Below are 12985 nucleotides of genomic sequence, written 5' to 3'. Positions count from 1 at the left end.
TCGCCCTGCCCGGTCGATCAGGCCAGATCCCCGCCCGCGCCCTGGTCTTCGTCGAATCCGCTGTTGACGAGTTCGGTGATCGCTTCGATGGCCTCGCGCGCCTGCGTGCCGGTGGCCTGGACGAGAATTGTCGAGCCCGGCCCGGCGGCGAGCATCATCAGGCCCATGATCGAGGTGCCGCCCACGGTGATCCCGTCGCGGGTCACGCTGACCTGGGCGTCGAAATGGTCGGCGGTGCGCACGAAGCGCGCCGAGGCGCGCGCATGCAGGCCGCGTCGGTTGCAGATTGTCAGCCTCTGGCACACGGCCCGGCCCGGTTCGGTTACGGTTGCAGTCATTTTCCGAGAACGTCGTTGGCCACGTTAATGTATTTACGCCCGGCCTCGGCTGCAAGACGCACAGCTTCGCGCATCTCCATATCCGGGCGCATGCGGGCCAGCTTGACCAGCATGGGCAGGTTCAGGCCCGCGATCACCTCGATATCGCGATCCTGCATCACCGAAATGGCGAGATTGGAGGGCGTGCCACCGAACATGTCGGTGAGGATCACGACCCCATCACCCGAATCCACGGCCTCGACGGCGGCGATGATGTCGTTGCGCCGGCCTTCCATGTCGTCGTCGGGCCCGATCGAAACGGCCGCAATCGCTTCCTGGGGCCCCACAACATGTTCGAGTGCGGAACAGAACTCTTCGGCAAGCCTGCCATGGGTCACAAGGACCAAACCCATCATCGTCCGGAAACCTTTTCTGATGACGTGCCGCAACCGGGCTGAAGTCTTTCCCGGCTGGCCACCGCTTTCAAGTCCTTTTCGGGCGGTTTCCAGCGAAACCGCACAATCGGCGCAAGGCCCGATACCTATCCAATATTGCTGCCCAGCGCCCTTAACGCCGCGTGAACGAGGAAGCGCTGGTGCAGCCCATCGATGCGTCCGCGCCGGGGCACGGGGCAGCGCGGCACCCAGATTCCGTGGATTTTCGTGGTGAGCGCCGATTCTTCGAGCAGGCGCTCTTCTTCCTCGACAAGGTCGACGACCAGATGCACATGGGCGTGCTTGGTATAGGGAAGGGTGATGATGCCGCGCCCGCGCAATTCGATCATGCCCTCGATGGTCGGCGGGGGTTCCATGACCAGTCCGTCTTCGTCGGTCGAAAGCAGCACCCGATCGTCCGAGATCAGCAGCGCGGTATCGCCCCTCAGGCGCGCCTGTTCGAGCAGATCGAGCGCCAGAAGCGATTTTCCTGCCCCCGAAACCCCGGTCAGCAGGACGCCGTGATGGCCGATGAGGATGCCCGTGCCGTGCGTATTGTGCTTTTGGGCCGTCAAGTTTTCGCTCGCGGTAGCGTCAAGGTGAACACCGCCCCAGTTGCATCGGTTCGGTTGCCCGCGTCAAGCGTGCCCTGGTGCGCCTGGGCGATCTGCCGCGAGATCGAAAGGCCCAGTCCCGAATGGTCGCCGAAGCTCTCGCCCTCGGGGCGGTCGGTGTAAAACCGCTGGAACACCTTTTCGATATCTCCCTCCAGTCCCGGTCCCTCGTCTTTGACGGTGGCGACGATATGCTCGGCTGTCGCCGTGATCGTGACCGTGACCGTGCCGCCAGCCGGCGAAAACGAAACGGCGTTGTCGATGAGATTGGTAAACACCTGCGCCAGCCGCGTGTCGTGCCCCTTGACCAGCGGTGCGTAGCGGCCCTTGTTGGCGACCAGCCTGACAGTGACGTCTCGCCCGGCGGCCAGATCGGTCTGGATGGAAACGATGGCCGTCGCCAATTCGGCGATGTCGATGGTTTCGGTGTTCTCGCGCGCCAGCTCGGCATCGATCCGGCTGGCGTTGGAGATATCGGAAATCAAACGGTCGAGCCGGCGCACATCATGCTGGATGATGTCGATGAGCCGCTTGCGGTCGGCGGCCTTGCGCGCCAGCGGAAGCGTTTCGACCGCACTTCTGAGCGAGGTGAGCGGGTTCTTGAGTTCGTGCGCCACGTCGGCTGCGAACCGCTCGATCGCCTCGATGCGGTTGTAGAGCGCGTTCGTCATGGCCCGCAACGAACCCGAAAGATGCCCGATCTCGTCGGACCGGTCGGTGTAATCGGGGATTTCGGCGCGCGCCTTCATCGAGGTCTGCACCCGCTCGGCCGCCGCCGACAGCCGGCGCATCGGCCCGGCAATCGTCCCCGCCATCAGCGCCGAGAGCGTGCCGGTGACCAGCGCCGAAACCAGGGCCAGCCGCAGGATCTGCCAGCGCTCCTGGGTCACGATGGCGTCGATCTCGCCGGGGCTCGTCGAGAGCAGCAGCGCCCCCACCACCGAGCGCTGGCGTTGCACGGGGACGGCGACCGAAACGACGAGTTGGCCGCGCCCGTCCACCCGCACGATATCGGCGGGCGAACCATCAAGGGCGGAAGCGACCTCGGGATAGCGCAGGCCTTCATTGGCCGGGTAGTCCTGATAGAGCGGATAATCTCCACCCCTCAGCAGACGGGCAAACCAGTTCCACATCGTAAAGAAGAAGGGGCGCGAATCGGGCGCCGGCTCCGTCTGGGTCGAGCGCAGGATATCCCCGCTCGCGTAGATATTGTTGCTGTCGAGGATCATCAGCCCGCCCCGATCGTAGATGCGGGCTCGGGTTCGGGTCGGCGTCACCAGATTGCGCAGCAGCGGCGCGACGCGTTCGGGGTTGATGGGGAATTCGAGCGTTGGGTCGAACAGCGCATAGGGCGAGCCGTATTCGCCCATATAGAGTTCGAGCAACCGGTCGGGATTGACGGTTATCGAGTCCGAATTGGCGGTCGCCGACGCCGCGATCGCCGCCGAAATGATCTCGCCCTGGACGCGCAGCGCGGAAACGCGCACGTCGATCAGTCCCGACTGGAAGGTGTTGAGATACATGATCCCGGCCACCAGCGCGGCAAGCGCCACGAGATTGAGGATGACGATCCGCCGGGCGAGCGAGGAAAAGAAGGTGAAGTTGATCACTCGCCCGATGCCGCGGAAAAAAGCGAACACCGGTCGCATGAGCGGCCTGCGGGCCGCCTGGCGTTCCCGGGCGGCTTTTGCCTTTTCTTCCCCCTTGGAGGGGGGCGTGTGACCGGTGATCGTCTCGCCTGCGTCCACGAATTAAAGCACTTTCAGCAAAAAGATCATCGCTGCGCCGCGTCCCCGGCGCGCGATAGGGGAAGTGCGTATATTACTGCTCCTTGAAGCGGTATCCAACGCCATAGAGCGTTTCGATCATGTCGAAGCTGTCATCGACGCTCTTGAATTTCTTGCGCAGCCTTTTGATGTGGCTGTCGATTGTCCGGTCGTCCACATAAACCTGATCGTCATAGGCGGCGTCCATGAGCGCGTTGCGGCTCTTGACCACGCCCGGGCGCTGGGCCAGCGCCAGAAGGATCAGGAATTCGGTGACGGTGAGCGTCACTCGTTGGCCCTTCCAGGTGCAGGTATGACGTTCCTGGTCCATGACCAGCGCGCCGCGTTCGAGCGAAGTCTTGGGCGCGCCGTCCTCGCCATTGACGGTCGCCGAGCCGGTTTCCTTGGGCGCGGCGGCACGGCGGAGCACGGCCTTGACCCGCTCGACCAGCAGGCGCTGGGAGAACGGCTTGGTGATGAAATCGTCGGCGCCCATCTTGAGGCCGAACAGTTCGTCGATCTCCTCATCTTTGGAGGTGAGGAAGATCACCGGGACGTCCGACTTCTGGCGCAGCCGGCGCAGCAATTCCATTCCATCCATGCGCGGCATCTTGATGTCGAGAATGGCGAGGTCCGGCCTTTCCGAGGTGAGCCCATCCAGTCCCGAAGCGCCATCGGTATAGGTGGCCACTTGATAGCCTTCGGCTTCCAGCGTCATCGAGACCGATGTGAGAATGTTGCGGTCGTCATCGACAAGAGCGATCTTGGGCATGGATTTCCCTTTATTTGTTGCGGGTTCCCCGAGAGGTATGATTGGGGGAACCCGGTTTCAACGTCGCTTGAATGAACGCGTTTTCCGCTTTTGCCGTTCATAATACGCGCAAATTATGGCAAGGCCAATCGCTCCCTCTCCCTTGCGGGGCCCTCCCATCGCTAGACGAACGTCTTAAGACCCATTGCCAGATGGCCGCTTTCCAGGCGCCGGTCCTATGGTGGCGCTCAATATCATAGGATTTATGAGTGCCGACAATGTCCGCCATTACGTGTCAGAGCCTAGCCAAAACCGTCGCCGACAAAGCCGCGTCGATCCGGTTCAACGACGCCGCCCCCGTGCTCGTCGAAACCGCCATCGCGCGCGGTGAAGGCAAGTTGAGCGCCGATGGAGCCTTCGTCGCCGATACCGGCAAGTTCACCGGCCGCTCGCCCGCCGACAAGTTCATCGTGCGCGACGCGCTGACCGACAAGCTCGTCTGGTGGGACAACACCGCAGCGCTCGAGCCCGAAAAATTCGATATCCTCCTGGCCGATTTCACGGCCTCCCTTGAGGGCGGCGAACTCTTCGGTCAGCAGCTTTTGGCCGGTGCCGATGTGAAACATCAGCTCAATGTCGAGGTGCTGACCCCATCGGCCTGGCACGCCCTGTTCATCCGCAATCTCCTGATCCGTCCGGCCCGCGCCGGGCTGGATGGCTTTGCGCCCGACGTGACGATCCTGCACAACCCGGCCTTCAAGGCCGACCCGAGCCGGCACGGCACGCGCAGCGATACGGTGATCGCGCTCGATTTGAGCCGCAATATCGTCCTGATCGGCGGCACCGCCTATGCGGGCGAGATCAAGAAATCGGTCTTCTCGCTCTTCAATTTCCACGCCCCTTCCAATGGCGTGCTGCCCATGCACTGCTCGGCCAACACCGGCAAGCAGGGCGACACGGCCCTGTTCTTCGGCCTTTCGGGCACCGGAAAGACCACGCTCTCGACCGATCCCGAGCGCATCCTGATCGGCGATGACGAGCATGGCTGGTCCGATGATGGCGTCTTCAACCTCGAGGGCGGGTGCTACGCCAAGACCATCAATCTCTCCGCCAGGGCCGAGCCTGAAATCTATGGCGCGACCAGGAAATTCGGCACCGTGCTCGAAAACGTGGTTCTGGACGAATTGAGCCGCGAGCCCGATTTCAACGATGGCTCGAAGACCGAGAATACGCGCGCGGCCTACCCCCTCTACGTGCTCGACAATGTTTCGCGCACCGGTACGGGCCCCACGCCCACCAATGTGGTGCTTTTGACGGCCGACGCCTTTGGCGTTCTCCCGCCCATTGCGCGGCTGACGCCCGAACAGGCGATCTATCACTTCCTGTCGGGTTATACCGCCAAGGTGGCCGGAACCGAGCGCGGCGTCACCGAGCCGCAGGCGACCTTCTCGGCCTGTTTCGGCGCGCCGTTCATGAGCCTGCACCCCACGGTCTATGGCCGCATGCTCAAGAAGCGTATTCGGGAAAGCCTTGCTGAATGCTGGCTGATCAACACCGGCTGGACCGGTGGCGCCTATGGCGTTGGCAAGCGCATTTCGATCAAGGATACCCGTCGCCTGCTCAACGCGGCCCTTTCGGGTGAATTGATCAACGTGCCGGCCCGCATCGATCCTGTCTTCGGCTTTTCGATTCCGCTGGCGGTCGAGGGTGTGGAGCCAAAACTGCTCACGCCGCGTGACACCTGGGCGGACAAGGACGCCTATGACCGGCAGTCGGCAAAGCTGGTCGGCCTGTTCGAAGCCAATTTCGAAAAGTTCGCCGCCGCCGATGCCCAGATCGCCGAAGCCGGCCCAAGGCTGGCGGTCGCGGCCGAATAACCCGTTTCAAAAGCTCACAATGAGGGAGCCCGCGCCGGACACATCCGGTGCGGGTTTTCTTTTGAAACGTGGCTGATCAATAAAAGACGTGGTTGCCGATGGCGGCGACTTCGGCATAGGCCGACGCCCATGAGGGCGAAACATTGGTGGTGTGGAAGTGCATCGCGGTGGTCAGCCCATCCTCATGGCGCTCGCCGTCGAGGAACTGGCGATAGGCCACCTGGGCGATGACGTTCGATTTCACCCAGCTTTCCCGGTCGATGATATTGCCACGCCCGCCCTCATCGGACCGCCCGTCGCAGGCAAACGAGAACTGGCACCGGTTGGCCAGATGCGCGTTCTGGAACACGACGCTGCAGACGCTATCGGGATAGGCGCGGTTTTCCACGCGGTTGAGGATCACCGAAGCCACGGCCCATTGGCCGCTTTCGGGCTCGCCGCGCGCTTCGTGATAGACGGCCTGGGCGAGGCAATGAACTTCGTTCGCCGCCAGATCCTTGCGCTCCTGGGTGGTCAGAAAATCGTCGGCCGAGACGTAGTCGCTGAGCAGATCGGCGGTCAGTATCACATCGTCCTGCGCGTGGACGGGAAGAATGCCGGCAAGACCGAAGATGGCCCCTATAATGATGCTGCCAATGGCGTGCGTGCCCCGCGCCATGCCGTCCCCTATCGTGTTCGGCGTCTCACAGTGACGCCGTTATCTCGTTAGCCCGACCCTATAGCCACGTTCGCGCATTAACGCGACGTTAAGCTTAATCAATGGTTAACGTAGCCGCTTTCGCGCTCGTTGAGAAGAGCCCTAGTGGGGATGTCTCAACGAGCAATGCGCGCAAAAGATAGGATTTTAGACAAATCCGCCGGACGAACGGCAGCTAGAGCACGACGATGCCGGCGTGCTTGGCCTTGTCCTCGGGCTCGACATGGATGGTGATCAGCGCCTCGGTGGTGATCGAGCGCAGGGCGGCTTCGATCCGGTCGCAGATGGCGTGCGCGTCCTCCACGCTCATCGCACCGGGTACCACGAGATGAAAATCGATGAAGGTTACCTTGCCGGCCTGCCGTGCGCGCAAATCATGCGCCTCGATCGCCCCTTCGGCATTGGCCTGGATGGTAGTGCGCACCTCGTCCAGCCGTTCGCTGGGCAGGGCCACGTCCATCAGCCCGCCCACGCTGCGCGCCAGAAGCCGCGAGCCCGACCAGAGGATATTGAGCCCCACCAGCGCCGCGAGCAGGGGGTCAAGCAGCGGCTGGCCGGTCGCGACCACCAGCAGCAGTCCCACCACCACGCCGATCGAGGAAATGACGTCGGTCCGAAGATGATGCCCATCGGCCTCGAGTGCCGGCGATTGCAGCTTGCGGCCCTGCCGGATCAAAACCAGGCACCACGCCCCGTTGATCACCGAGGCCAGAAGCGAGATGGCGATGCCCTCGAAAGGGGCGGCAAGCGGCTGGGGGGCGCTAAAGCCCTGCCAGGCCTGATGGAAGATCAAAAGCGCCGCGACGACGATGAACACCCCTTCGATCACCGCCGAAAAATATTCGGCCTTGTGATAGCCATAAGGCATTGTCGCATCGGCGGGGCGCGCGGCGAGTCGCACGGCAATCAGCGCGGCGATTGCGGTGGCGAGATTGACCACGGATTCGAGCGCGTCCGACAGCAGCGCCACCGATCCGGTCACATTGGCGGCCCAGAGCTTGAGCGCAAGAACCCCGATGGCAACGACAATGCTGCCAAGAGCGAGTTTGAGAATTTGTGACATGGAGGCTCCGGGGCAGTGCTATCTGCCCCCTAGCGCACTCCGTACTTTTTGTCTATCCGCTTGATTTTACATGCAAATGCGTTTGCGAGCCATTTGCAGAACGCGGTGCCGAAACCAGATGTTCATGCGCATGGGCCAGGCTTTCGAGCACGGCGACGCAAAGCGCAGCGATATCGTCGCTGGGGTGGATGAGGTCGGGCACCATGACGGTGCGCATACCCGCCGCATGCGCCGCCCTCACGCCGGAAACCGAATCCTCGAACGCCACGCAATGGACCGGATCGACCCTGAGACGCCCGGCGGCGGTGAGGTAGGGCTCGGGATGGGGTTTGGGATTGGTCACGTCGTCGCGGGTGACGATCGTATCGAAAAAGTCGATCACCCCGGCCGACTTGAGGTGGGACAGCGCGTGGTGCGAGCGTGACGAGGTCGCGACAGCCAGCGGCACGTCGAGTTCGCGCAGCGCCGTAACCAGCTCCACCGCGCCGGACTTGACCGGCACCGCATCGGCCATGCGCAGATACATCGACGAGCGGCATTTCTCGTCGAAGATCTCATAGGGGAAGGTGGCCCCGAACGCCTCGGCCAGCAGCGCCGCCGTCGCTTCATGGGACGAACCGACCATGCGTCCATGCACCAGGTCGGTCATGGCAAAGCCCAGTTCGGTGCAAACCTCATAGACGATGGCCTTGAACACCGCTTCGGTATCGAGCAGCGTTCCGTCCATGTCGAAGATGACGGCGTCGAAGGGTTGGGCGAGAGGGGACATTTGCGGCTTTCGGATTCGAGGAGGCGGCTGCCCGATTGAAACCGGGCCGGTCGAGAAAGCACTTGCAATTACCATGCGGCGCGGGCGGGGGAAAGGGCGGCAGATTGTCTCCGCCCGATCCCGCTTATTTGTCGTCGCCGTCCGAATCTGGTCCTTCGTCCACATCGGGCAGATGGGCCTGAGGTGGGATGGTGTTGGCTTTTGCTTTCGAACGCCGGCGGCGCGGCTTGGCGGATGGGGGGACTTCGAGCCCCTCCTCGGTTTGCCTCACCGGCGTCGGCGCGGTGCCCTGGCCCTGGGTCGTTTCGTCGGCGGCCTGGCCCAGCACGCGGAGCGGCGGCGCCTTGCCTGTCTTGTCTTCGCCGAAATAGAGCGTCTGGTGCGGATAGGGGATTTCGATACCCCTCTCGTCGAACACCCGCTTGATGATGCCGTTATAGGCGCGCTTGATGCCCCATTGCTGCCCCGGCAGGGTCTTGATGCGACCGCGGAACACCACTTCGCTCGCCGCAAAGGCGTTGACGCCCATCCATTCGAAATCGCCGATCACAGCGTTCTTGAACTGCTCGTCGGCGCGCAGTTCCTCGAAGGCGTCGAGCATGGCCTGTTTCACATAGGCGGTATCCTCGCGGTAGGAAACGCCCATATCGACCAGCGCATAGGAAAAGCCGCGCATGAAATTGGTGACGGTATCGACCGAGGAAAAGGGAATGATGTGATAGGAGCCTTCGACGTCCCGCAAAGAGACCGAGCGGATCGTCAGGCGCTCCACCGACCCCGAAATGCCCCCGACCGCGACCACATCCCCCACATCGATGGCACCCTCGAGCTGGATGAAAATGCCGGTGATGATGTCCTGCACCAGCTTTTGCGCCCCAAAGCCGATGGCAAGCCCGATAACACCGGCCGAGGCGATAAGTGGGGCGATGTTGATCCCCACTTCCGAGAGCACGAACATGAGCGTTATGACGATGATGGCGATGGTCAGCGCATTGCGCATCAAGGCGAAAAGCGTGCGCTTGCGCGCCGTGCTTCTCGGGGCGAGCTCGGGATTGATCTGGTTGTCGACCCAGGCGTTCAGCGCCACCCAGCAGAGCAGGGCCAGCCCCAGAATCATCGCGATGGTGACGGCCGAACCGGCGATCCGCGCGCCGAATTCGCTTTCGAGAAATTCGACGAAGTTGAAAAAGCCCAGCCCATGCAGGCACACCATGGCGACTACGGCGATCACGATGAACCGGACCACTTTGAGAACCACGGGCACCACGGCGTTGAGCTGGCGCTGCAATTCGGGCGAACGGCGGCGCATCGGCTCAGGCAGTGTGATGCCATTGCCCAGGATGCGCTTGATGATGTTGAGGATGATGAAGCCCACAAGAACCGCGATGCCGATCTGGGCGTTCGACCACAGATAGGCCTGGAACTGGCTGTTGGAGCGGGTGAGCGCCACAATGGCGAGGATGCCGATATAGACCAGCGCGAAAACGTGCCAATAGTGAATGGGCAGGCTCAGCCCGCGCCGGGTTTCACGGTTGGGTGCCAGTTCCATCAGCTTTTGCCGCACCGGTTCCCTGGCCGCCAGAACGGCAAAAACGGCGGCAACCAGCGTTATGAGCACCATGACCACCGATATGGCGCGCCCAGCCGCGAACGATATCGCGGCGGTCACCAGGGGCAGCAACAGCATCTGGCCATAGACGAAAAGGCTGACCAGCAGCCGTGACCAGCCCATGACGGCGCGCGCGCCCGCGTCGCTGATATGGACGAGGCGCTGTTCGGCCTGATTGGGCGAAACCACCGTCCTGAGCACGGCCAGCACGATCTCGATCATCAGGAAGGCGTTGAGATAAAGCGAGTGTTCGAGGCTGATCTGGCCCGGAACCCCCAAAATGCTCACGGCGGCGGCATAGCCCAGTGCGTAGGGAATGAGCGCAGCCACGATATCGAGAGCAAGTTCGAGGATGAGCGCCACCGGCTTTGCGATCCAGCCACCGCGCCGGAACAACTGCCTGAACCGCGCGCGTGGGCCGGCCGCCAACCTGCGTAGCACGATGAAACCGCCATAGGTGACGACGACCAGCAGCGCAATATGGCCCACAGCGCCACCCAAGGCGTCGAATTCCCCGATATCGAGCCCCGCAAAAATGCGGGGCGCATTGGCCAATTGCCGCCAGAGCTGGCTGAGCGAGGCTGCGACGCTTTCCACCGTCCCACGGGTGAAATCGGAGATCTGGCTGCCCAGCGAACGCAATTCCTCCGAGGGGCTTTGCTCCTCGGGCGCCGCGGCCTCTTCTTCCCCGGTGGCAATATTGGCTTCGAGTTCGGCGATCAGCGCGTCGCGGGCGGCATCGTCGCGCAACACCTCGATCAATTGGCCGAGCGCCTGCTGGGGGTCGAGGGCGCTTTCCGCGTTGGCCGGTTCGGCAGGAGCCTGCGCGCCTGCGGGCCATGCCGCAAGCGATAGCCAGAGGGCTGTGACAATCAGAAGGCGAAGCGAGCGGGCGGCAATCGGCAAGGGTATCGGCCTGTCGAAATTGGGAAGCGGAAAATATCGTTCGGCATGAAACTACAAGCGTTTGGCACGATGATGAACCCCCGACATCGGAACGTACCATTTTTCCTTGACGCTCATCGGCAGGGGAATTCCGGGCTGTGTCGATGGGGTCGGCGTGCTAGTCTTGGGGCCGAATCCAAGGGAGAGCGAGAATGGCGGGCGGAAAAATCCATATCGGTGTGGGCGGCTGGACGTTCGAGCCCTGGCGCGGCACCTATTATCCCGAAAAGCTCACGCAAAAGCGCGAGCTCGAATATATGGGTTCGACCATGACCGGGGTGGAGGTCAACGGCACTTTCTATGGTAGCCAGAAGCCCGAGAGTTTCCGCAAATGGCACGACGAAGTGCCGGCCGATTTCATGTTCACCCTCAAGGGCACGCGCTATGCGACCAATAAGCGGGTGCTCGCGGAAGCCGGAGAATCGGTCAACCGCTTTACATCGAGCGGCATCACCGAGCTCAAGGGCAAGCTCGGCCCGATCAATTGGCAGCTGGCCTCGACCAAGAAATTCGACCCAGACGATTTTGCGGCTTTCCTCAAGCTTCTGCCCGAAAGCCAGGACGGAAAGAAGCTGCGCCACGCTGTCGAGGCGCGGCACGAGAGCTTCGCCAATGCCGATGCGGTTGCCTTGGCCCGCGAGAATGGGGTGGCGCTGATCACGGGGGCCGATGCCGAATATCAGGTGATCGCCGATCCCACCGCCGATTTCGTTTATCTGCGCCTGCAGGGGACGAGCGAGGACAATGAAAAGGGCTATTCGGACAAGGACCTCGATCGTTGGGCCGAGCGGATCGCGACCTACGCCAGGGGTGGCGTGCCCGACGATTTGCCGAGCCGAGGCCCGGCACCCAAGGAAACGCCGCGCGAGGTCTTCGCCTTCGTGATCTCCGGCTTCAAGGAGCGCAATCCGCTGGCGGCCATTGCCTTGATCGAACGGGTGAAAAAGCTCTCTTCCTAAGCGACCTTGGTCATCGCTCGATCCTGAGCGTAAACCTTGCCGAAGCGATTGGAAAGGAAGGTATCGAGCGCGATTTCTTCCTGCGCGACGAACCCTTTTTGCGGTAACTGTCCGGCGGCCAGCATGTCGAGCACGGCGGAAATCCCCGAGGCGGTGGTGATCTGGATGGCCGAACGCTCGCGATTGCCCACATAGCCTGAAAGAATCGTACGGGCGAACCGCTCATAGGCCGGCTTGCCGGCCCTTGTGCCGGTCACCTCGACCAGGATCACCACCATGTCCTGTTTGGTGGTGGAAAGCGCGTGCCGGAAAATATCGAGCGCCAGATCGCGGCGGTCTTTCAGGTTCAGATCGTTGAGCAGCAGCTTCATGATCCGCGCATGGCCGGGATAGCGGATGGTGCGGTAGTTGAGGTTTTTCACCTTTCCGGCAAGCGCTTGCGGGGTCGAGCCCAGCCCGCCCGAGGTGTTGAAGGCTTCGTAGCGCACGCCGTCGAGCTCGAATTCCTCGATGTCTTCAAGGGGGGCGATCTCGGTCAATTGCCCATCGACTATGGCTTCGCAGGGTTCGCAATATTCGTTGATCACCCCTTCGGGCGACCAGGTCAGCGCGTAATTGAGGACATTGGTGGGAAATTGCGGCAGGGCGCCGACTTTCATCTTGACGTCTTCGAGCGTGTCGAACCGCTTGGCAAGGCTCATGGCGGCGATGGCGATAAAGCCCGGCGCGAGGCCGCATTGGGGAATGAAGGCAGTATCGGCCTTGGCGGCTATCTCCTTGACGCGGCGCGTGGATTTCACGTCCTCAGTGAGATCGAGATAATGAACCCCTGCGGTGGCGGCGGCCTGCGCGATCCGGGTGGTCAGGGAATAGGGCGCGGCTGAAAGAACGGCGAATTTGCCTTCGAGGACGGCTTCAAGCGCTCCGGGTACAGCGACCTCGCAGCGGACGGTCCCGATTTCGGGGCCGATATCGAGCGCGGCAAGCGCATCGGCGGATCGGTCGACGACGGTGACGGCATAACCGCCGCTTTGGCTCAACATATCCGCAATTGTCGCGCCGATCCGGCCGGCTCCAACGACGACGATCTCCTTCATACCATCCTCCTCCTCGCGCGGGAACGAATCCCAAGGTCCATCGGAAAAGGGTGTCACGCGGCTGCGTTGATTTGCAGTCAGCGTTGA

Annotated in this window: 12 protein-coding genes; 2 read left to right on the top strand and 10 right to left on the bottom strand. The window is 62.4% G+C overall.

Annotation, left to right across the window (positions count from 1 at the left end):
• Positions 1-17: 17 nt before the first annotated feature.
• From V4T21_RS03085 to V4T21_RS03065, 5 genes are all read right to left on the bottom strand, one after another.
• Positions 18-338: an HPr family phosphocarrier protein gene (locus V4T21_RS03085; RefSeq protein ID WP_332712918.1), complete on the bottom strand. Its 321-nt coding sequence runs from the start codon at positions 336-338 to the stop codon at positions 18-20.
• Positions 335-733 (bottom strand): PTS sugar transporter subunit IIA, encoded by a 399-nt coding sequence (locus V4T21_RS03080; RefSeq protein ID WP_332712915.1) that lies wholly within the window; start codon positions 731-733, stop codon positions 335-337. The genes V4T21_RS03085 and V4T21_RS03080 overlap by 4 nt, the downstream gene beginning before the upstream one ends.
• Before the next feature lie 125 nt (positions 734-858).
• Positions 859-1326, bottom strand: a complete 468-nt coding sequence (locus V4T21_RS03075; RefSeq protein WP_332712913.1) for an HPr kinase/phosphorylase — start codon at positions 1324-1326, stop codon at positions 859-861.
• Positions 1323-3014, bottom strand: coding sequence for a sensor histidine kinase (locus V4T21_RS03070; protein WP_332712911.1), 1692 nt, complete (start codon positions 3012-3014; stop codon positions 1323-1325). Before V4T21_RS03070 ends, V4T21_RS03075 begins: the two co-directional genes overlap by 4 nt.
• A gap of 172 nt (positions 3015-3186) precedes the next feature.
• On the bottom strand, positions 3187-3903 hold the full coding sequence (locus tag V4T21_RS03065; protein ID WP_332712909.1) for a response regulator transcription factor: 717 nt from the start codon (positions 3901-3903) through the stop codon (positions 3187-3189).
• Positions 3904-4160: 257 nt separating this feature from the next.
• On the opposite strand from V4T21_RS03065, the gene V4T21_RS03060 reads away from it, so the two are divergent.
• Positions 4161-5759, top strand: a complete 1599-nt coding sequence (locus V4T21_RS03060; RefSeq protein ID WP_332712906.1) for a phosphoenolpyruvate carboxykinase — start codon at positions 4161-4163, stop codon at positions 5757-5759.
• Positions 5760-5835: 76 nt separating this feature from the next.
• Here the strand turns inward: V4T21_RS03060 and V4T21_RS03055 are convergent, their stop codons facing one another.
• The 4 genes from V4T21_RS03055 to V4T21_RS03040 form a co-directional block, all read right to left on the bottom strand.
• A complete protein-coding gene (locus V4T21_RS03055; protein ID WP_332712895.1) occupies positions 5836-6417 on the bottom strand; it encodes a cell wall hydrolase in 582 nt (193 codons plus the stop codon).
• A 214-nt stretch (positions 6418-6631) separates the two neighbouring features.
• On the bottom strand, positions 6632-7519 hold the full coding sequence (locus tag V4T21_RS03050) for a cation diffusion facilitator family transporter (RefSeq protein ID WP_332712893.1): 888 nt from the start codon (positions 7517-7519) through the stop codon (positions 6632-6634).
• A 52-nt stretch (positions 7520-7571) separates the two neighbouring features.
• On the bottom strand, positions 7572-8288 hold the full coding sequence (locus tag V4T21_RS03045) for an HAD family hydrolase (protein WP_332712890.1): 717 nt from the start codon (positions 8286-8288) through the stop codon (positions 7572-7574).
• A gap of 124 nt (positions 8289-8412) precedes the next feature.
• On the bottom strand, positions 8413-10803 hold the full coding sequence (locus V4T21_RS03040) for a mechanosensitive ion channel domain-containing protein (RefSeq protein ID WP_332712887.1): 2391 nt from the start codon (positions 10801-10803) through the stop codon (positions 8413-8415).
• 191 nt (positions 10804-10994) lie between these two features.
• Between V4T21_RS03040 and V4T21_RS03035 the strand changes: the two genes are divergently transcribed.
• Positions 10995-11801, top strand: coding sequence for a DUF72 domain-containing protein (locus tag V4T21_RS03035; protein ID WP_332712884.1), 807 nt, complete (start codon positions 10995-10997; stop codon positions 11799-11801).
• Here V4T21_RS03035 and V4T21_RS03030 read toward each other — a convergent pair.
• Positions 11798-12898: a saccharopine dehydrogenase family protein gene (locus V4T21_RS03030; RefSeq protein ID WP_332712881.1), complete on the bottom strand. Its 1101-nt coding sequence runs from the start codon at positions 12896-12898 to the stop codon at positions 11798-11800. The two genes, V4T21_RS03035 and V4T21_RS03030, sit on opposite strands and share 4 nt — an antisense overlap.
• Positions 12899-12985 lie beyond the last annotated feature (87 nt).

Source organism: Pelagibacterium mangrovi (assembly GCF_036662815.1).
GTDB lineage: Bacteria > Pseudomonadota > Alphaproteobacteria > Rhizobiales > Devosiaceae > Pelagibacterium > Pelagibacterium mangrovi.
The sequence above is the reverse complement of the archived record's forward strand: the minus strand, read 5'-3'. Positions and strand labels throughout refer to the sequence as shown.